The following is a 23,085-nucleotide window of genomic DNA, read 5'->3' as shown; positions in this document are numbered from 1 at the left end:
ATATTATTGCTTGCATGAATTAGTTTTTTCACTGAAGAATGTCAGGATGGCATTCATTAACGCTTCTCTTTCAGAGGCAGTGCGCAATGCTTCGAACGGGAAGCCCAGTATGCAGGTCTTGTAGTCGCCTTTGTAAGCTACTCCGGCACTCAGGTTGTTTTCCGAATAACGCATTACGGTGTATGCATCTTTTGTTGCCGGTTCGATGGCATCCGGTGATTCTACCACATAGCTGTCTGCATTCAGTTCATTATGGTATGTATAGTTGCCTGAAAGGGCGGGGAACGGTGAAGCTACACATTTCACCTTACCCTCTGTAGCTGCCTGCCCCACGCGCCATTTATATTTCAGGACTTCTGTTGCAAATTTCTTATCGGATTCCTGAGCCGGGGCAAGGCGATTGTCCCAAAGGTCGGTTCCAACATAAGCACCCGAAACGAAGATGTTTCCGCCTTGTCCGCAATATGCGGTGATAGCTTCCTGCATAGGTTGGCTGAATGTTTTGAACTCTAATGGCTTCACACCGCCACATCCCATTTTAGTCTGACATTCTTTACCCAATATCAGGTCTACATACTTATAGTCGTTCAGGTTCATAGTTTTATTTTCCACACTTTCATCGCTGCAAGATATGAAAGAATATCCGGCTTTCAAAATAGCGGCTCCATGAATAGCGGGATAATCGAATGTGTTTCCGGCGATTACTTTATCTTCGTAATTGCCATAGCTGTCTCCGAAGCCGGAAGCATCGTCGTCCATCCATGGAATGGAACGGCGGTATTCTTTCATCTTACCGATATAGCTGATATCTTTCAGATAAGGTACGCCGTGGTCTAGATCATCTAAGAAACCGGCAAGTAAAGTATCACCGGGAGCAGGTGCAACAAAATCTGCCGGAGCACTGATGCGGTCGAAGCCGTTTACTATCAGTACGATATCTGAGTGATTAGCGTTTGTTTGCTTATCACTCATCGTTAATCGCTTATAACTATTAAGTGCACGTCCTGCAGAGAGTATTTCGGACGGGAAACTTTCTCCGCCCTTGTTGACGGCAGTTACTTTATAGCTGCATACCATGCCGGCAGGGAGGGCAGTGCGATAGGTATTCTTATCTACCAACACACCATTGTCGAAATCGCCATCTCCGATGCGGGTATAAACTATATATTTTTCAGCATTTGCCGTTGGCTCCAGTGGGTCGGCTACGGGTTGCCAGGTCAACTCTATTTCATTCTCGCCTGCCATTTTCAATGCCATATTGTCGACAGGTAACGGCTGAACAATATAATCCATGTGGTATTGCGAGCAAATGAATTGCAGCATACCTTTATAGATTGCACGGCTTACCGTAAAACGGAAACGTGGATCTAAACCATAACGCATGTCTGCAAAGTTCTGGTGAGAAAGTAATTCCAGTAACATAGTGGGGACACGGGGTACACGTGCTTCGTAGTAGGATTGGTTCCACATACCGCGGCGTGTCCAATCCGGTTCGTATAGGCTGCGGATATCCCGTACGATATTTGACTGAATCAGGTCTGTCATGTCGTGTGCCAGATAGCGGGATGCTCCGTTGGCGTATTCTTCATTGTAAACGTTGGTATAGTAGATACCCAGTGTTCCGATGATGGAATCGTTTAGCGTGGTTCCTGCATCTGAATGGAAGGCGAAAGCCATATCTACCGGGATATTCAGTCCTTGTTCTGTCGGATTAACCGTAGAACCACCGGCAAGGTAATTCACCCAGATACCACGACATTTGTAATCGTCTGTATAGTCATTCTTACCTTGACTGTCGGAATAGACACTGTCCGGAATACCTGCCCATTGAAGCCAGTAGCGTGCTGCCTCGCAGAAACGGGGATAACCGCTTATCTCATACGGGTAATTTATCTTCGGCATTTCTTTATGCACTATGGCAGCATTGCCGTCCGAACTTTTAATATTCTCTGTGGCACCTGCATCAGAGATACGGCGTGCTATATTTCCCATACCACCTCCGATTTTTACGGCATCAGCGGTAACGATACGTCCGGCTTTATCAGAACGATTGCTTAAAACAACTTTTCCGGCATCGCTTTTTCCGGCATCAAAACCAAATGTACCCAGATAAATCCAGGTGCCGCCACCCATCTGTTGGTTCACTTTGAATTGGGATACTCCTCCTTTGTGATAAACAGTGTAAAGAGCATCATCCGTACTGTTTGGCAATGATTTATAGGATACATAAACGGCGTACTGTCCGGTTGACGGAAGTTCAGGAATCCATTCGGCAGTGCTTTCTTTCTCTTTCTTACCTTTTACCGTCTCAACTGTGCGGAAAGTTCCTTCACGGAATGGGTTCTCAAAATTGATATATTGATCGCGCAGATGGGCGAAACCTTCACCAGTACCTTGCATCCAGTTCTTATCGCCTATCTTTTCTGTATAAACGGAACGGGAGTGAAGGCAACCGTCATTGTCTACAACAACTTCTGCTATTTGACTATCCCGTTCACGGGGTATCAGCACATTAGCTCCTGCATTCTCCAACATGGGAACCAGGAAAGGCAGTACATAACTTTGCGTATATAAATCTTCCACCGTCTGGAAGATGCGGGCGCGTTGCCATTCCCAACGTGTCAGTTTAGGCTCATAATAGAAGCCGTGACTCTGCCACAAGGCAATGTGACGGTTCTTTAAGCCATTTGTAGGGGTATAGGGGGTAGAAAGGGCCGTTACTAAGGGTTTTGTTCCGGCAGGATTGAATGTTTTGGCTCTTTTGTCCTTTTTACTGCGTAGTGCTTGGGGAATTAATTCTTCAATGCTACGCTTATTCGTGCGGATTTGCAGGTTGTACTTTGAAAGCTCTGCCGGAAGCAGTGCCTGCACACCTTGATAAATCTCTGTCACATTATCTTCCCGGAAAGGAATATATGCACAGTTCATGTTAGCAAACAATTGCAACGTATTTCCTTCAATGGAAACAGAGTCAATCCGGATGCGTCCTACGGAAACCTCTTTCCGTGCAGTTGCGTCCAGAAACTTACCGATTTTCTGGCGGACATCCGTCGAAAGCTCTTGCGCGCCTCCCGTCTGGGGGATCAGGGAGGCGGTGAGCAAAGTGAACAAAAAATGAAGTCTTACATTCATGGATGATGTATTAAGTTAATTATTAGTTCTTATCTTTTCTGATCAACAGACAGAGTCCGATAAACGTGAACAGAGCGTTGAATATCAACAGTTCGTAGCTGAACTGATACCCATTGAACCAGGCTTCCGAATTCTTTTGCAGGATGAAGCAAAGGATAGGGGAAAGGATGGCTACCAATGGGATATATTTATCGCGAACCTGCTGTTTCATGAATATACCGAATGCGAATAATCCGAGGATGGGACCGTATGTGTAACTTGCCAGTATATATACGGCATCGATCACACTTGTGTTATTCAATAGGTTGAATACGAATATCGTGATACCCATAATTGCAGCCATACCAATATGTACCCGCTTACGTATCTTTACGATTTCTTCTTCCGTCCTGCCTTTTGTCCCGAGGATATCTACTGTAAAGGAAGTTGTTAAAGCTGTCAGTGCTGAGCCGGCAGCGGAATAAGCTGAAGAAATAAGTCCGATGATAAACAGGATACCTACAATTGCAGGGAAGTAGTTACCGGTGGCTATCAACGGGAAGAGTTCATCGCTCTTTTCCACCTGAATACCCTGGTTACCAGCAAAGATGTAAAGCAATACCCCCAGCATCAGGAACAGCAGAATTACGAAGAACTGTGATATAACACTCGTAATCATATTTTTCTGTGAATCTTTGAAGTTCTTGCAGCTGAGGTTACGTTGCATCATGTCCTGATCCAGTCCTGTCATGGCAATCATTGTGAATGCCCCGGCAAAGAATTGTTTGAAGAAATACTGCTTGCTGTTTATATCGTCAAAGAAGAAGATGCGTGACATGTCACTATCTGCAATGGTGCTAATCATACTGCTAAGCGACAGGTTGAGATCAGAAGCAATATAACTGATGCAAAGAACTACCGATACCACCAGGCAGAATGTTTTGAGTGAATCTGTCCAGATCAGGGATTTTACTCCACCCCGGAACGTATAGAGCCATACTAATGCTACGGTAATAGCTACATTCAAAATGAAAGGTAATCCAAACGGTTCGAATACCAGCAGTTGCAGTGTCAAACATACGAGGAACAAACGTACTGCGGCTCCCAGCATCTTAGATATGAAGAAGAACCATGCACCTGTCCGATAGGAAGACATACCAAAACGATTCTCCAGATATTCATAGATGGACACCAAGTTCATCCGATAGAACAGTGGCGTCAATACGAATGCAATGATTAGTTGTCCCGCAACAAATCCCAATACCATTTGCAGATAACCAAAACTACTGGCAGCTACCATGCCCGGCACTGATACATACGTCACTCCGGAGATGCTGGACCCAATCATGGCAAATGCCACAACATACCAGGCCGATTTACGGTTACCAACGAAGAAACCTTCATTGTCGGCTTTTCTACCGGCTATGTAGGATATAGTGAACAGTATCACAAAATAAGCGGCAATGGTGATAATAACGGATATCGGGCTCATACTATTATTTTACGATTGGACAATTTATATCGGTAATAAACTTACTCTTCATAAAGCAAATATGGTTTACGTTGTGCCTTGAACTTTTCAACATCACCTTTCCACATGGCTTTAATGTCATCAGCACTTTTTCCTTCTTTAATCATTTTCCGTACATAATCTTTTCCCACTAACAACTCAAAGAACGGGCGGAAGAAATGGTCATCCAGATTCAAGTTACGGTAGGCGTCAATGACATAGGTTAAATCTACTCCTCGCTTCCAGATTTCCTCATCGCTCATATTGCTCAGATCTACGCCATGGCATAGTTTATTCAACTGAGGCGGATTCTTTGCTCCGGGAATACTTCTTGGAGTGAAGCTATAATTATATCCGGTCATATTGGGATGTCCATACACCTGAAATGGTAGCGAAGTTCCTCTGCCTAAGCTGACAGGTGTTGCTTCAAAGAAACAAGTAGACGGATATAAATATATCGACTTCATATTCGGCAGATTAGGAGATGGAGGAATTGGCAGCTGATACCTTGTCTGGTGTGTATAGTTCTTACACTTGATAACAGCTAAATCACATTTGCGTGAACCGGGTAACCAGCCTTCTCCATTTACCATTAATGCAAGTTCCCCTAATGTCATTCCGTGTACAATAGGAATCGGCAACCATCCCACACCTGATTTATATTTCATATCCAGAATCGGTCCGTCTACATAATGTCCGTTTGGATTGGGACGGTCTAACAATAAGACTTTCTTATTATATTCCGCACAAACATCCATTAGCCTGCACATTGTTATATAATAGGTATAGAAGCGTAGCCCTACATCTTGTATATCTATTATTAATATATCGAACTTTTGCATTGAAGCCTTACTTGGCTTCTTATCTTTACCTTCATAAAGTGAAAGGATAGGTACACCCGTTTTTGAGTCTACTGAACTGGATACGTGTTCTCCTGCATCTGCATTTCCACGGAATCCATGTTCCGGTGAAAAAATGGCAACTACATTGAACTTATTTTCTAAAAGGACATCCAATAAATGTTTGTCTCCTATCATTCCTGTATGATTGGAGAATATAGCGATTTTCTTATCTTTCAGGATGGGAAAATACTCGGAAGTCTGTTCGTCACCCAAAATGATTCGATCTTTTTGCGCTTGACACAAGAAGGCACTGCACAATAAAAGAGTCAGTAGCAGAAGTTTCTTCATAATAGTATTATTGTTAAGGAGGATTTTCGTAGCAACAAAGATAGACTTTATTTTAATATCAAAAACACTTATTTTATTATTTTTAGTATTATAATTATTAATTTGCAAATAAATGAGTGGCTTATTTTGTTGATATATGGTTCCCTTTGGTTAATATTTATCTAATAAACATTTGTTTATTGCCTCTTACTTTTTATCTTTGTGATAATTAAATGGATATTAAATTAATGGCTATTTAATTAGAGGAGGTTTAATTAATAATACTTTAATAGATTATGAGATTCTATAATCGCGAAGAAGAGATAAAGTTGATCCAACGGACAGAAGAAAAATCGCTTTCTTCTGCCTGTTTCACTGTTATTATGGGGCGTCGTCGTGTGGGTAAGACTACTTTGTTGCGGAAAGCTCTTGAGGGAAAACGATATATTTACTTATTTGTTTCACGTACCAATGAAGCTTTATTATGCGATGCTTTCAAAAAAGAAATAATGAATAAGCTATCTATCCCTATTTATGGTAATCCTACTCGTTTCGTTGATTTGTTCGAACTCTTAATGCAATATGCTTCACGAGAACATTTTACTCTCATTATCGATGAATTCCAAGATTTTGACCGTGTCAATCCGTCAATTTTCAGTGATATACAGAACATTTGGGACCAATATTCTTCTCAAGCAAAAATAAACTTTGTCGTTTGTGGTTCTATTTATTCTTTAATGAGGCAGATTTTTGAAGATCATAAAGAACCATTGTTCGGCCGCCTAACTTCTAAGTTCATACTGAAGCCATTTAAAACTTCCGTGCTTATTGAAATTATGCAAGAACACAACCCCACATTTACGCCGGAAGATTTGTTGTGCCTATACACATTGACCGGTGGAGTGGCTAAATACGTAAGCTTGCTAATGGATGCTGGTGCTTTCACCAAAGATTCGATGATTGATTTCCTGACTCAACCCGATTCCCCACTTTTGACGGAAGGTAAAGATATGCTAATACAAGAGTTCGGACGCGATTACAGTACCTATTTCTCTGTTTTGCAACTGATTGCTTCGGGAAACACACGGCAGAGTGAAATAGACAGTATCATTGGAAAAAATAGCGGTCCTTATCTGAAAAATCTCAGCGAAGATTATTCACTCATTCAAAGACAGCTTCCTCTTTTAGCTAAACCGGGAACCAGAAATCTACGCTGGTTTATGTCCGATAACTTTCTTAATTTCTGGTTTCGCTTTATTTACCCTCATCAGTCCGCCATCGAACTGGAAAAATACAGCCAGCTAAACGAATATATCAAAAGCCATTACGTACAATATAGTGGATGGATGTTGGAAAGGTATTTTCGGGAAAGAGTTGCAGAAACCATGAATGTTACCCAAGTGGGTAACTATTGGAATACTAAAAGAGAAAATGAAATTGATCTGATTGCACTGAATGATTTTGAGAAGAGTGGTGTTGTTGCTGAGGTAAAGCGTAATCCGAATAAAATAAATTATACTGTCTTGGCAGAGAAGATAGCTAATCTACCCAAAGAGTTTACACAATATAATTTAGTTCAGAAAGGGCTTTCATTGGAAGATATGATGAAATAACAATAACACAAATAAAGCGTCCATTCACCTTGAGAATAAACAAAGTGAATGGACGCTATTTTTTTTGATGATTAGGAAATTACTCTATCTGTCAGTTCTAGTTTAATCTCTCATATTTTCAATTAGTCTCCCCAACCTCTGTTTTGAGTTAATTGTGGATTAAGAGTTATCTGTCCTGTTGGTACTGGATACCAATAGTGTCTTTTATCAAATGTGCGTGTCTGCCCACGTGAGGCATCCATATAATTCCCTTTTAATGTCACATCTTTATTACTTGCAATTTCCGGGTCAGCACTAAGGTTAGCTCCTAAAAGAATATCAGGGTTTATGCTTGAATCCAGTTTGTCCAATTGATGCCAACGAATTAAATCCCAATAACGGAACCAGTTATCAAACATGAGTTCACAGCGACGTTCGCGACGAATTTCCCAGATTAATGAACTCACGCCATGATTATTGGCGGGGTCATCAAATCCTACATTTTGATTGAGATGCGGCAAGCCGACACGATCCCTTAATAAATTGATCGTCTTATCTAAATCGGATTGTGTAATAGCCTCACCTCCGGCATCCGCAAGCTCGGCAGCAGCTTCGGCATATTGCAGATATATGACAGCTAACCAGAAAAGCGGACCGTGGGTGTAGTTGGAACCCGTCTGATTGCGATAATTTACGGGAATTTCTTCATTATCATATTTGCTCACTCCATAACCAGTAGAAGAAGACATGGCCATTCCTACATCGAAGCGTGTGAAACCACGTCCTACATAGAACACAGCAGAGTCAATAGTCTGTTCCAAGCGTTTATCACGTACCTTTAATAGGTGGGAGATAGAAAATACGCTTCCTGCAGACCCTTTTTTTATTAGTTTAGGAAGATCACTTTTGTCCTCTGAAGTCAATGCCAACGGCTTGCCATCGGTAAATAAATAAGCTTCAAATGCATTCTTCGACATGCCATTAAGCGGTGTGGAACTACAAGTATAGTCAATCAACGAATGTGAGAAGATATCTTTCTTGTATTGCTTAAAGAATATGATTTCCGGATTATTAAACAAATTAGTAGAATTATATTGACCTTGATAGGTATCACCTAATTTGTAATTTTTTCCCATAATATAAGCAGCAGCTGTTTTTGTTTCTTTCAGATATTTTTTTGCCCCTTCTATATCCGGTGCTGTTTGATAATCTTCCGCCTTGCGATACTTGCGGAATGTTCCTTCATACAGACAAATTTCCGCTTTGATGGCATAGGCTAAATTCCGGCTCCAAGTATTTTTAGACGATACATCCCTTATATTGGCACAAGCAAAATTCAAATCTTCCAGAACTTTATCCATCACTTCGTCACGGTTATTGCGTGGACCATACAAAACACCCTCATCTGTAATATCCAGAGCTTTATCTGTATAAGGGACATCGCCATACATACGTACCAAGTGGTAATAATCCCATGCACGCATCATGCGGCCAACTCCTATCCAATGATTCTTAGCTTCCCCATTCATAGATGTTTCCGCTACTTTCTCTATCATGATATTAGCACGGCGAATATCTACATAAGAGTCCTTCCAGCCTCCTGAAGTTGCCGGAGCAGTCAAATAAGTCCATTGGGCAAAAGAACTGGCTCCTTGATCGTCTGAAAGTGTTTTATAATAGAAATCACCAAAGCCGGTACCATTACCATAGCCGGTAAAGTCCTCATAAAAAGCATTAGCATAACCGGAGATATTCCCTTCATTTTTCCAAAAATTGGTATTGGTAAAAGTATCCAGTGGACCTTTATCCAAAATATCATCGCAACCTGTAAAAACCAGAAGCGACAACAGGCATAATATATTTATCTTTTTCATACTTACTTTTTTCTAATTGTTAGTAGCTGAGCTTAGAAAGTTACTTGCACGCCAAAGGATACGGTACGTGTCATAGGATCTGCGGTACCCCATTTACCATCCGTCAATGAACCGGTATCAGAACCGTTGATTTCCGGATCAACCGGCGCATTGCTCTTATTTATTAGTTCGCAAAGATTGTTAGCACTGAAATAAATGCGTACTTTATCCAGATAAGCCTTGCGGGTCAACTGACGAGGCAATGTATAACCAACGGTCAAGTTCTTGAAACGCAGGTAAGCCATATTTACTAAGTATCTGCTTTGGGGATAGAAGTTGTGATTACCCCCTTGAATGATACTGGATGAAATGGTTCCCTGGCTGGTATTCCCCGGATAGAGGCTTGGGAAGAAAGCATCCGTATTATCTTCAGTCCAGTAATCCGTCTGATTAGTGTAGATTGCATCTGTACCACGCATCATCGGCATTACGAAATAGCTGGTAGTCCAAACAGAACGTTTGCCTATACCTTGGAAAAACATGTCAAGGTCAAAGCCTTTCCACTCGCCACCTAAACGGAAGCTATACTGATAACGAGGAGTGGTATTACCTATTACTTTCAGGTCGCCATGATCTTCAGGAGTACCCTCACCTGCATCAATCTTACCATCGCCATTCAAATCTTTGAATTTCACGTCTCCCGGTTCATACAAGAATCCTTTTTGTTGCAGTTTATGCTGGTAGGCACCATTCTTCAGTTTATAAGCTTCAATTGCTTTTTCGGTACCTTTCGGGACAACTTTGCCATCGGGATCTACATATACTTTTACTAACTTGTCATTAGCATCATACTCAAAATCAGACTTCTGATATAGCCGTTCGGTCTCAAAACCCCAGATGTCGCCATATACTCTGCCGCTGAAATTTGTGTTTAAGAGACGAGTATCGTTATCCCACTCGGTAATGATAGTCTTGAAGTCGCCGATACTGAAATTACCATAAACAGAAAGTTCATTGAATTTGTGATGATAGTCAATGCTCAATTCCCAACCACGAGTGCGCAATGTACCGGCATTAATCTTCGGAGCACTTGCTCCCAACACTTCAGGCATTGTCTGTCCCGGAGCCAACATGTCTTTCGTAGTACGTTGATACCAGTCGAATGATACATTTACGTCATTATTCAAGAATCCCAAATCGACCCCTAAGTCCAGTGTTTGGATTCGTTCCCATTTTAGCGTAGAAGAAACTAAAGAAGGCATACCATAAGTCACAACTTTCACTCCACTATTATCCAGCCAGTGTGTCTTGTCAACTGCAGACTTTGACAATGTGGAAATATACATATTACTACCTACAGCCTGATTGCCAACATCACCGTATGAACCACGAATTTTTGCATTGCTAACAACTTTTTTGATGGGGGCGAAGAAAGACTCTTCACTGATGCGATAGCCAGCCGATCCGGAAGGAAAGAATGCCCAGCGGTCTGCTTCGGGGAATTTAGAAGAACCGTCATAACGTCCGTTCAATTCTAAAAGCCAAATGCCTTTATAGTCATAATTGATACGGGCAAAATAGCCGCAAGCTCCCCATTCGTTGTGGAAACCACCTACTGTTTGGTCGCCGGTTGCCAAATTAAATTCCGGTAGATTGGAATCTAACAATCCCAGACGTTTTGACGTGGATTTTTCATTCTCTCCCTCTTCGGCATTACCACCAACCATTACATTAAAGTTATGCTTCCGGGCAAGGTTAAATTCGTAATTAGCATAAATATTTAAAGCATAAGACTGGTCACGTTCTGAATCACGGTAAACATACGATTTGGAAGCCGGAACTAACTCAATTGGAGTGCGGATATCTCCACCCCATGAGTTATAACCTGTAACAGGAAGTGCGGAAGTACGGTTGAAGCCATTCATAACATTAAATGTATAATCGGCATTCACAGTTAGTCCCTTCATAACTTTCAATTTCAAGAAACCTCCTAAGCGGGTGTACGTATTGTTATATTTATCTTCTCCGGCTTGTTTACGATAAGCAATATCATTCTGCATATCTATACCATTGTAGGTTCCATAGGGGCCAAAGAAACTGCCCCAACGCCACATGTATTGATATGTAGAACGTTGCGTTGCCGGAGTATTATATGTTTTGTCGCTGTAGCTAAAACGCCCCCCTATCTGTAACCATTTGGTTATGTCAGAAGTAACGCTCATGTTTACAGTCCATTTATTCATCTTGTCGGGATTGAATCTTATGATTCCTTCATTTTTATTATAGCCTAAAGACAAGTAATAGGAAGTATTGCCGCTGGTGCCTTGAACCGAAATATTGTGACTTTGAGAAGGCTTCCAATTCCGATACATAATACCCACAACATCCCAATCTGCATAATATTGCCCAATTCCCGTATTAGGATCCATATCAAAATCCTCGCCTAATATCATTTCTCGATATCCGGCTTTTTTACCTCCATGTTTGTCTCTCCATGCTTCTGCCTTTGGAAGCATGTCGTTTAACATCATACCAAATAATTCATTTTCTTTATTGATACGTTTGTTCGCTATCCCCAATGCTCTGATTTGTGTAGGAACGTCCGGATAGTTAGGCATCACAGTCGGCGTTTCCCATGCAAAGTTGTTGGTGTAGTTAATCGTAATCTTATCTGTTTTTTTAGCAGCTTTGGTGGTGATAAGTAACACACCAAATGCAGCCCGCGTACCATAAATAGACGTGGAAGCAGCATCTTTCAGTACAGAAATGTTCTCGATGTCCTGTGTGTTCAGATAAGTAATATCATCCATCGGAACACCATCTACTATAATCAACGGATTACTTTTGGCTTCATTGCTCAAAGTACCGGTACCACGGATCGTGATAGTAGGCTCTTTATTTATTGCACCCGAAGAATTGATGATGGAAAGACCAGGTACAACTCCCTGTAAGGCTTTTGATACGTCTGATTGCGGACGAGCTTCAAGAGATTTGCTAACATCTACTGTTGATACGGCACCTGTTAAATTAGCTTTTTTTTGCGTGCCATAACCTACGACCACCACTTCATCCAATAATTCTGTATCCTCTTTCAATATAATTTTCATTATTTTGGTAGCCTTTATTTCTTGAGGTTGATAACCTACAAATGATATTTTCAATATTGCATTAGTCTGTACATTCAAGGTAAATTTACCGTCAATGTCTGTCATAATACCATTTGTCGTTCCTTTTTCCACTACACTGGCGCCAATGACTGGTTCTCCATTGGTGTCTATAACCAAACCGGTAACAGTTATTGCTTGTAATTGTTCTGTCGTGCCCAAGGATCTGCCGCTTGCAGGTTGGGTAGCCATCGCATTACCGCTACCTAAAAACAGTGCACTGATTGCTACTGCTGTGAGGAACTTGCTATATGCTAATCCTCTTTTTTTGCGTTCTTCATTCATAAATGATTGATGATTTTGTTGTTAATTAAAATAGTTCTCTCAAAAAATAGGGTAAGGATAGTCCGTTTAAAATAGTAATTAGGGCTATTTTCTCGGTTAGATAGATTTCTTCTCCATAGGCTTGTTTCTATTTATAGGTTTAACTTATATTTCATCTCTCTTATATTCTTTTTCGTAGCATATAAGTTCCAAGAGAACATTGCTGAAAATGTGTAGTAATAAAGATGAGCAAAAAACGTGTTGGTCCTGAATATCACCTATAGTAATAGCTGATAAGGTTAAAAAATGCCATATAGAATATGTTGAGAGAATAATTATCCGATTATTATTTGTTTATGTTCCGATTATTGGTAGTTTTGCCAAAAACAGGAACCTGTTTTGTGTGATAATGCCAATAATCGGAACATAAGACTGTAGCTATGGAATTGTATCGGAGTATAATAGAAGATTTGAAAGCGTGGAAACGCAATTCTGAAAGAAAGCCCCTTATATTAAAAGGAGCACGTCAAACCGGAAAAACTTGGATTCTTGAATATTTTGGGAGAACAGAGTTTAAGTACACGGTCAAATTTAATTTTGACAAGGATCATTCTATCCATGAGATATTTGAAACAACTAAAGAACCCTCCCGAATTATCTCACAATTGTCATTGCTCACTGACAGTCCTATTCTGCCGGGCGAAACCTTACTTATTTTCGATGAAATTCAAGAATGCAATCCTGCCCTGAACGCATTGAAGTATTTCTACGAAGATGCGTCTGAGTATGCTGTTGTAGCGGCAGGCTCTTTGTTAGGTGTAGCTTTGTCGAAGGGAGATTCATTCCCGGTAGGCAAAGTTGAGTTCTTGAATTTATATCCTCTTACATTTAAGGAATTCTTGAAGACGATCAATGAAAAACTATATAGCTATATTGAAGAACTTACTGAAATCGCTCCTTTACCACAATTCGTTACTGACAGGCTTAGTGAACTGTATCAACAATACTTGGTCATTGGTGGAATGCCCGCCGTAATAAACTATTTCCTCGAAAATAAAGGTATGGAAAAAGTGAAAAAGGAACAGCAAACAATACTGAATGCCTATACTCTGGATTTTTCAAAACATGCAGAAAATAAAGATATTCCCCGTATTACTCATATTTGGAATTCCATTCCCAGCCAGTTGGCTAAAGAGAATAGAAAGTTCCTATATAAATTGGTTAAGCCCGGTGCACGTGCCCGTGATTATGAAGACGCTTTGCTTTGGTTGGAAAGTGCCGGTTTGATTTACCGGGTATTTTGTACAACAAAACCGTTTCTTCCTTTGAAAGCCTATGATGATTTGTCAGCATTCAAAGTCTATCTATCCGATGTCGGACTGTTGCGTGAATTATCCGGGCTTCCATCTGAAATTATATTTTTGGGTAACGGTGCATATACGGAATTTAAAGGAGCTATTGCTGAAAATTATGTTTTGCAGAGTTTAGTTCCTCAATATGATATTCTTCCACGATATTGGACTTCTATAGGGAAAGCTGAAGTTGATTTTGTCATTCAGTCTGGTAGTGAAATTATCCCTGTTGAAGTAAAAGCTCAAACTCGGTTAGGAGGTAAAAGTTTGTCTGTTTATGATGCAAATTATCATCCGGCATGTAAGTTACGCTATTCATTGAATAATCTAAAACAAGATGGCACGCTGATTAATATACCTTTATATCTGGCAGATTGGACAAAGAAGATTGTTAATTTTTTGACCTTGTGCTAATTAAATAATCATTAATTTAATGGCTATTTAATTAGTGCAAGGTCAAAAAGTATCTGCTTATGTTCTGATTGTCAAGGAGTATTTTGCAGGATGAACCTATTTTAATAGTTTACAGATTCCGATAAATCACTTTCTGCATTTTTCTTATCGAGTGCTGTTACGAAATAAGTTCCTTTTTCATTCAGTTTGAATGTGGTATCTTTAGTGGTCCCTATTAAACTGGCTATTTGGTTGATACCATTATCTTTATACACTGCATAATAAGCAGCTTGTACTCCACTCCATGATAAATTACTTCCACTTACGCGGACATTAGTAGGAGTGTTTGGCTTTTCAGCTATGGTTCTGCCTAAGTAGGGGAGTAAGACAGGGGTTTTATATACATTCCTGATTACATCCATAATCCTAACTTTATTTTCTACCAAATATTTAACGCTATACAAAACACTTCCTTTTACTTTTGGTTTTGTTTTTGCAAAGTCGAACTGTTTCTGCAGATCTTCGGACGACTGGAATTTACTACCATATGCCGGGTCACCAAATTTATAAACTCCATATCCTACTAAAAGATGATTCTCATAAATATATTGTGACCATAAATTTAGTCTCTGGTTAAAACTACTTTCTTCCGTACCCGTAGCAAAATACAATTGTGGAATTACAACATCCACCCAGCCTTCTTTCGACCACTTTTTCACATCTGCAAACAAAGTATTATAGTTACTATCCATATTGGCAGCAGGACTGATGGAGAAAATAACATCAGGGCGAGTCTCGATAATAGTCTTTTGAATATTCTGGATTACTACATTTACGTTATTTCGTCTGAAATCAGCAATATTATCAAATTGTGCCTTACCATATTTTTCATATTCCACATTATCATTCATGCTCTCAGATGCTTCTAATGCAGGATAGAAATAATCATCCATGTGGATACCGTCAACATCATATTTAGTAATAATTTCCTTGACGATTTGTGTGATACGGGTTTGCACCTCGGGTAAAGCCGGATTGTAAATCCGAATCTTTTCGTAATCCTTAGTCAGTTCAGAAGGAATCTTTGGGTCCAACTGAGGAAATGAGGAGTTCTTATTTGCCCGGGTTGAAATACGATAAGGATTCAACCAGGCATGGAATTGGATATTTCGTTTATGAGCTTCTTCAATAAGAAATCCCAGAACGTCATAACTTGGCTTAACTCCGGAAGTTCCTGTGATATACTTACTCCAAGACTCATATTGCGAATCATAAAATGCATCTGCCATTCCCCGAATCTGGAAGAATATTGCATTCATTTTGTTTTCGACTAATAAGTCCAGATAGTCAATATACTTTTGTTTCTGAGCTGTAGCATTGTATTCCTCCATGGGCCAGTCGATACCCCAGGCTGTAGTTACCCATACTCCACGTAACTCTTTTTGAGGCAAAGTCGAAGGTGTATTTTCTTCCGGTGGCGGTATAATATCATCGTCATTGTCCTTACTACAAGATGCGACAAATGCAATGAAAATAATCAAGGTTAGATATTTCAAATATTTCATTCCTAAATTCAGAATAATGAAGCCGCCTAATTCTCACTCATTAGACGGCTCCTATGTTAATACTATAATTTATTTGATTAAAAAACGAGGATAGTTATTAATCTTCTTCCTCTTGTTTGATAGGGAATTCACAGATTACAAATCCAGAATCTGTACGCGAGCCGAAAATGCAGAGTTTAGCATCCTTTCCATTTTCATCTTTCTCTATAAGATAATCTGTTTGTGCAAGAGCTGCTCCATTACCGCTTCCACCCAAGATGAATTTATAATCAGGATTATGATTATCTCCTTCATCAAACTTCTGCATTGCTTCAGCCACTGTACTTCCCTTGGTCAGATTGTAAACAACCAAGGAAGGAGTTGCTTTGGATGCACTTCCTTGTCCGGCACTGCAAACTATCAGATAACGCTCCTCATTAAAGGTAAATATCCTAGGAGCAACCGCTTCTGTTTCCAAGTTCGATTTGTTCATTGCATATTTACTTCCAAGAGATTCATCAACCAATGTAACAGGCAATCTTACTCCTGACCATACATATTGGTCTGTATCTTCTATCCTATACACATTGGTAACCATAGTCGCATCAGCGCTTGAAGTCAGTACTTTCGGTTCACCTATTGTCTTATGATTATTTACGGTCAATCTCAAAAATTTAGTAGATGCATTATCTCCGAAGAAGATAAATCCATTACCGTTCTTATCAATATTGACTGATATATTATCTCCATGTCTGTTTCCAGCTCCAGGAATGTCCGATACTTTGATATCGGCAATAACTTCAGGTTTAGAAGTTGGTGTATCCCAATAATAAATCTTCAATGGTGATGCTTGAGAACCTGATAGGGATGCAATATATACATGTCCGTTTGCCAATGCTCCCATATTATAAGAATAGGTTCCACCCGTTACGCCCGTAAGATCCAACATTATCGGTTTAATTTCACCTTTCTTCAGTTCAGACACTTTAAGAAGATGTGGAGCAGTTTTTCTGCTGACAATCAATACATGTTCACCATCATAAGAAGCACATCTTGTTAATAGGCTTCCATAATCAGGATAGATATTGTCTCCGGAGAAATCATATACTGTAGGTTTTTCAAAATCAGCTCCGTATACCGGAATTCTTTTTCTGACTCTTATAAAATATTCTTTGTATCTCTTTTGATTTACTATCCGAAGAACCAAAGTTTTAGAAGCAGTTTCTTCATCCATGGAGAAATCTAATACCGAATTTTGAAGAGTAGCTCCATCAGAAAGCTTCGCGTCCAGATTAAGAGCAGAGAAGTTCGTTGTCATATCCAAACGGGGGAAATTGATGATTTTATTGTCTTCATCAATAGTTCCTTCTACCACTGTATTGCCATCTGCACCTGCATTGGTTATTTTGATAGAAAGAAGTTCGGTATCATAAGGTGCTATATGGCTTTTCGGATAATCCTCATCGCAGGATACCAGACCAAGTCCCAGCAATACAGCCAGAAATCCTATATTTCTTATTAATTTATACATAATCTCATGTTTTAGTTTAAAATAATTTCCATGATTTCACAGATTCATATTGTTAATTGATGCCCGTTGGCCAACCTTCAGTCTGAGTCAAAGTATATCCCTTATTCTTATAGTCCGAAATTTGATTCGTACCAATAGGAGAGAGATATGGATTAACGTTAGGAACATTCAAGAATGGCAGCCTACCTTGATTTTGTGTAGGATAGAAGAAACCATTCATCTTAGCTGCATTGGTTCCATCATATACCGTAAAGCTTCCGTCTTTGGCCATTACTCTGAGTTTCCCTTTATTCTCATCCTTCAACTCGCTTTTTACTTCATTGTTGAAATTAACCCAGGTACCAATCAACAAATCTTCATTCTTATCAGTATCCATGTATTCCAGCTTTTTCCAACGCCTTAAGTCAATGATACGTGAAAATTCAAAAGCAAATTCCATTCTTCTTTCCCGTCTGATCTCCCAAAGTAGTGCTGGTACAGTAGGATCTCTATGAGGATCTTGTGGAAGTGCATCCAATTTCATTTCAGCTGTCATAGTTACTCCTAAAGCTTTGGCTTCTTCTGCTATCGGTCTTTTGCGAATCAGATTGATAGATATATCTATATCAGACTGAGAAACCTCTGTACCACCCAATGTTGCAAGTTCAGCTTTCGCTTCAATCCAGTTTAACAGGACTTCAGCATAGCGTAGTACCGGATAACCAGTCACGTTTTTCTCACTCTGGAATTCTGCAGCCGGAGAACCACCACTTTCAATATAACTCAGTCCACTTCGTGGGATAAACTTTGTTACATATAAATAGCTACTCTTGGATCTTGGAGTGGGTTTAGTATAGAAGCTGGCTTCAAAACGAGAATCTCTTGTTTTAATCAGATTGCTAAGAGTAAAATCATCTACATTTTCCAAAGAAGAAGTCTGCCAATCTTTACCATCTGTGCAGATGAACGCTTTAATCAAATCCAAGTTTGGACCAACATCAGTAGGGTCATTCATATTACAAGTCGATGCGATGGAATGTGTAACGTTTTGGCCAGCATCATATTTTCTGTATAAAATGCAATCCTTGCTGTTGGTTAAGTCAGTAGAACCGAATAATTTACGGAAATCTTCAACAATACCATATTTGCCACTGTTCATAACCATCTCTGCTGCAGCAACAGCTTGATCGAAGAACTTTTTAGCCCGTTCGTTATTTTTATAATAATATTTCTGCCAGCTTGCCTCAAACAGAGCCCATCTTGAAACCATGGCAGCTACTACGTAACGATTCACATATTGACCTCCATCATTCAAACGAACGTTATGTAATGCATACTCAAAATCGTTGTAAACTGCATCCATAACCTCGTTTCTCGGAGTGCGGTCTTTGTATAAGCCATCCTTATCCGTATTCTGAACTTCTGTGTCGTAATAAGGAACATCGCCAAAAACATTTACCAGACGAGCATATTCCAGTGCTCTGAAGAAGCGTCCAACACCTGTCCAATGGTTATATTGTTCGTCTGTCAATATTTCAGGCATCAGATTAGTGATGCGGTCAATCATAACATTTGCTTTTCTAACCCAGGCAAAATTCCATGTAGGACCGGTAAATTCACTTTGCCACATCATGTCCAGACTTGTACTTCCTTTAGATGTAGGAACTGTACGCCCAAACTGTGTTTGAGTGGACATCCTCACTGCATCGTCATTAAACGTATAATTGGCGTTAGGAGCATAAATCGTTGTATACTTTAATCCATACCCCACAAAGAAGTTTGTGTAAAAAGCATTAGCATATAGACGTACTCTATCTTCATTGGTCCAATATGCATCATCCTCAGCCGTAGTCAATGACGGGCGGTCGAGCACATCATTACAGTTCGTAAACAATAAAACGACACCGGCTAAAATTATAAATATTTTTAATTTCATAATGATTCTATTTTAGAAGGTTAATTGAACACCACATGATAAACTTTTGAATACCGGTGTACCGGTACCTGTACGTCCAAGGTTATAGTTGGTGGAGAACATTGAATATCCTGATATAGCTTCCGGATCAATAGGTAATCCTCTCAGGTTATCAAATGTAAAGAAGTTCTCCAATGACATATAGACTCTTGCTTTGCTGATGTATATCTTAGATAAGATATTTGTCGGAACGGTATATCCCAATGTTATATTCTTGATTCTTAAATAAGACATATCCAGTAGATAGCGGGATTGTTTCTGCATAGCAAATCCAGTATTGCTGCCACCTAAATCCCATGCTCTGGGATAGAAAGCGTTGGTGCGTTCTTCTGTCCAATAGTCTGTTGTAAAAGTTTTAGGCAGTGCACCTTCCTTAGCATTATACCCGGGAATTGCTAATTGCCCGCTACCCCAAATCTTGCGTTTTCCAATACCTTGGAAGTAAATAGAAAAATCAAAACCTTTATAGTCAGCACCCAATCTGAAACTGTATTCATAACGCGGAGTAGTATTACCGATAACAGTTTGGTCGCCAGGATTACCATTTGTACTGGTTCCCGGAGTGATGTAACCATCACCGTCCAGATCTACAAATTTGGTATCACCAGGAGAGAATATTAGCTTATTTCCATCTTCATAATGCACCTGATAAACCGGATACTCTGAAGATTGCTTATAGGTGGTACGAGCTGTTCCGTTATAAATAACGATAATCTTTTCAATCTGGCCGTCTGCTCCATATACAAAATCTTCTTTTTGGAATAATCTATCGGTTACAAAACCATAGATATCACCATAACGTCTACCTGTTGAGTAGGTAGTTCCTAAACTTCGATCTTCCCACGGAGTCAAGTAGTCGGCACCTCTTGTGATAAAAGTAGAAGCGTCTGAAATAGATGCTGTTGCATTAATGCCCAATCCGTTAGCAAAACGATGGTTGAAGTCGGCTGACAATTCCCAACCCTTAGTTCTCAGGCTACCATAATTGCCACTGGGAGCAGCTGCGCCAAGAGTTACCGGCAGGCTTTCACCAGGGATAATCATGTTCTTTGTATCCCGTTGGAACCAGTCGAAAGTGACTCCGAACTTATTATTAAAGAATCTGAGATCGATACCAAAGTCCAGCGTTTCGATTTGCTGCCAGCTAATATCGCTGTCCACCAATGATGGAGTACCGAACATAGGTGTTTTATTTCCACTTCCATCCAGCCATGATGATTGACCATCTGACAATATGGATTTATACAGAGTGTTTGAAACAGATTGGTCACCAATACTACCCCATGAAGCTCTGAATTTACCGAAGCTTAAGATATTGTTAATAGGTGCCATAAACTTTTCATTGGTAAATACCCAGCCGGCAGAGAAAGAAGGGAACCACTTCCAACGCAGATGCTTTGGAAACTTGGATGAACCATCCCGACGTATATTTGCTTCAACGAAATATCTATCTTCAAAAGAATAGTTAAGACGGCCAAAAAAGCCTAACTGTGCTTCCCAGTTCCGGTTTCCTTCAATAAATTGATCTCCGGATGCCAATGGGAATTGCGGATTTGTCAAATCAATCAGATTTGTTTTCCAACCTTTATATGAACTCCATTTGTTGGTAACTCTGTTCATACCTGCCATGAACTTGAATGCATGTTGCTTTTCTGGACCCAGCAACAAGTTATAAGTAGTATAAATGTTGAAGGTATTGTTATCAATAGACTTACTATTATTGCCTACCTGACTGGCACTTGGACCGGAACTGTTATAGTATTTGTTCACAGGGAAGCGATATGCAGGCATACCACCGGTATCTACTCTCTCTCCTTGTTCGTTAACAAATACTTGACTGCCGTTTTCCATCCAGGCAGTGGGAGCATACCACATTTCACCCGCCTCATATTGCATTACGGATGAATTCGTTTCAGTAGTTTGTCTGTCATATGTATAGTCAAACTTGACATCCCAATTTTTGGTCAAATTCAGTGTGAAACCTAAATTAATATTGTAGTATTTATTTTGCAGATTATCCGTATTGGCAGCTGCCATTTCGTAGGTAGGTTCCTTCAACGGATTGCCATTTTCAGTCACTCCCATAGGCATTAGCGGACTCCAACGATAAAGATATAACCATGGGTCGGCAGTTGTATTTCCAATTCCCGGATAGCGTTTGTTACGATCTGAATAGATTGAGCTTGCCCTTACAGTAATATACTTATTGATTTCTGAAGTAACACTAACCGAAGCATTGTATCGTTTGAAGTCATCTTTCTTAGCCGTTTTTGACATACCGCTCTGATCCAGATAGCCTAATCCGATATTATAACTGGTCTTACCACTCTTACCATTAACAGACAAGTTATGAGTCATTGTCGGTGTCCAATTTTTAATCATGGCTTTAGCACCGTCATAAAGTCTGTATCCATATTTGTCTTTTCCGTCATAGAACCAGTCACGGCCATACACTACCGGATCATTCCATTTAACTTTTCCACCGTACAGGTTTTGCCATTCAATGGCCTTTTCCAGGCTTTCAGGACTAATACGCCAGAAACCGCCGGCTGGCATTGGTTCTCTTCTGTTTGTTTGTGCATCCAATGTATATTGTAATGCTTCTATACCGCCAATCTCAATTTTCTTAGCAGGGTCTTGCCAAGAAAAGTTATTCGAATAACTTATTTCAAATTTATCACTTTGTGCCCCTGATTTTGTGGTTATTAGGATTACACCAAACGCAGCTTTAGAACCATAGATAGAAGATGAAGCTGCATCTTTCAAAACAGAAATAGATTGAACATCATTAGGATTTACCATCTGGATACTTGGGATTTCCACGTTGTCCAATAAGATGAGTGGTGTATTGTTTCCTGAAATAGAGCCAACCTGACCACGAATTTTAATCAAAGGATCTGATCCTACTTCACCGGTTGGTATTGTGATATTAACTCCTGCTACCGCACCTTGTAATCCACGACCAATATCAGCGATAGGACGACTGTCTAATGTCTTATTTACATCGACTGTTGCCACTGCTCCTGTCAGGTTAGCTTTCTTTTGTGTACCGTAACCAACCACTACTACTTCTTGCAGCAATTCGCTATCTTCTTTCAGGATAATTTTCATAGTCCGGGCAGCTTTCACTTCTTGAGTCTGGTAGCCTATGTATGAAATCTTTAAGGTAGCTCCTGGCTTTACAGTCAGCGTAAATTTACCATTAATATCCGTAATACCACCATTTGTGGTTCCTTTCTCTATAATACTGGCTCCAATAACCGGTTCACCGTTGGCATCTACAACTAAGCCGTTAATCGTTTGAGTTTGTAGTTGCTCTGTCACTTCCAAAGGGCTGTCGGAGGCAACCTGAGTAGCTAGTACATTTCCACTGTTCAAAAACAGCGTACCGATAGCTACTGCCATGAGGAGTTTGCTATGCGTTAATCCTCGTTTTTTGCGATCTTCATTCATAAAAGATTGATGATTTTGTTGTTAATCAAAATAATTTTCTCAAAATTTAGGGTAAGGGTAGTGAATTAGAAATAAACGGAATTATTTCTTCTATTAGGTAAGCTTCTGTTCCATAGGCGTTTCTTCTATTTATTAGGTTTGACTTATATAGTATCTCTATTTGTTTTTATTTACCGTTCCAAGAGAACTTAGTAA

Annotated in this window: 11 protein-coding genes; 2 read left to right on the top strand and 9 right to left on the bottom strand. The window is 39.9% G+C overall.

Translation table 11 applies throughout. The features are described from left to right. Window positions 1–3: 3 nt before the first annotated feature. From BWI44_RS09600 to BWI44_RS09590, 3 genes are read right to left on the bottom strand one after another with little or no spacing between them, the layout of a single operon-like run. Complete coding sequence (locus BWI44_RS09600; RefSeq protein ID WP_195208744.1) at window positions 4–3,132, bottom strand: golvesin C-terminal-like domain-containing protein; 3,129 nt, start codon at window positions 3,130–3,132, stop codon at window positions 4–6. Between the two features lie 22 nt (window positions 3,133–3,154). Then, the gene (locus tag BWI44_RS09595; protein WP_021967214.1) at window positions 3,155–4,603 is read right to left on the bottom strand and encodes a sodium:solute symporter; all 1,449 of its coding nucleotides are present in this window, start codon (window positions 4,601–4,603) and stop codon (window positions 3,155–3,157) included. A gap of 41 nt (window positions 4,604–4,644) precedes the next feature. Continuing rightward, entirely contained in the window at window positions 4,645–5,811 is a 1,167-nt protein-coding gene (locus BWI44_RS09590; protein ID WP_195208745.1) for an exo-beta-N-acetylmuramidase NamZ family protein, read from the bottom strand. A 275-nt stretch (window positions 5,812–6,086) separates the two neighbouring features. On the opposite strand from BWI44_RS09590, the gene BWI44_RS09585 reads away from it, so the two are divergent. Then, window positions 6,087–7,403 (top strand): ATP-binding protein, encoded by a 1,317-nt coding sequence (locus BWI44_RS09585; RefSeq protein ID WP_195208746.1) that lies wholly within the window; start codon window positions 6,087–6,089, stop codon window positions 7,401–7,403. A 122-nt stretch (window positions 7,404–7,525) separates the two neighbouring features. Here BWI44_RS09585 and BWI44_RS09580 read toward each other — a convergent pair whose 3' ends face one another. Further along, window positions 7,526–9,256, bottom strand: a complete 1,731-nt coding sequence (locus tag BWI44_RS09580) for a RagB/SusD family nutrient uptake outer membrane protein (RefSeq protein ID WP_195208747.1) — start codon at window positions 9,254–9,256, stop codon at window positions 7,526–7,528. 32 nt (window positions 9,257–9,288) lie between these two features. Beyond that, a complete protein-coding gene (locus BWI44_RS09575; protein ID WP_195208748.1) occupies window positions 9,289–12,684 on the bottom strand; it encodes a SusC/RagA family TonB-linked outer membrane protein in 3,396 nt (1,131 codons plus the stop codon). A 419-nt stretch (window positions 12,685–13,103) separates the two neighbouring features. On the opposite strand from BWI44_RS09575, the gene BWI44_RS09570 reads away from it, so the two are divergent. Then, window positions 13,104–14,429, top strand: coding sequence for an ATP-binding protein (locus tag BWI44_RS09570; protein WP_195208749.1), 1,326 nt, complete (start codon window positions 13,104–13,106; stop codon window positions 14,427–14,429). 101 nt (window positions 14,430–14,530) lie between these two features. On the opposite strand, the gene BWI44_RS09565 is transcribed toward BWI44_RS09570, so the two are convergent. The 4 genes from BWI44_RS09565 to BWI44_RS09550 form a co-directional block, all read right to left on the bottom strand. Further along, on the bottom strand, window positions 14,531–15,973 hold the full coding sequence (locus tag BWI44_RS09565) for a glycoside hydrolase family 10-like protein (protein ID WP_118216844.1): 1,443 nt from the start codon (window positions 15,971–15,973) through the stop codon (window positions 14,531–14,533). A 97-nt stretch (window positions 15,974–16,070) separates the two neighbouring features. After that, window positions 16,071–17,483, bottom strand: a complete 1,413-nt coding sequence (locus tag BWI44_RS09560) for a DUF4623 domain-containing protein (RefSeq protein ID WP_195208750.1) — start codon at window positions 17,481–17,483, stop codon at window positions 16,071–16,073. Between the two features lie 52 nt (window positions 17,484–17,535). Beyond that, window positions 17,536–19,398, bottom strand: coding sequence for a RagB/SusD family nutrient uptake outer membrane protein (locus BWI44_RS09555; RefSeq protein ID WP_195208751.1), 1,863 nt, complete (start codon window positions 19,396–19,398; stop codon window positions 17,536–17,538). 12 nt (window positions 19,399–19,410) lie between these two features. Next, complete coding sequence (locus tag BWI44_RS09550) at window positions 19,411–22,890, bottom strand: SusC/RagA family TonB-linked outer membrane protein (RefSeq protein ID WP_138290968.1); 3,480 nt, start codon at window positions 22,888–22,890, stop codon at window positions 19,411–19,413. Window positions 22,891–23,085: the final 195 nt, after the last annotated feature.

The organism is Bacteroides sp. Phil13 (genome assembly GCF_001940965.1).
GTDB classification, from domain to species: domain Bacteria; phylum Bacteroidota; class Bacteroidia; order Bacteroidales; family Bacteroidaceae; genus Bacteroides; species Bacteroides intestinalis.
The sequence above is the reverse complement of the archived record's forward strand: the minus strand, read 5'-3'. Positions and strand labels throughout refer to the sequence as shown.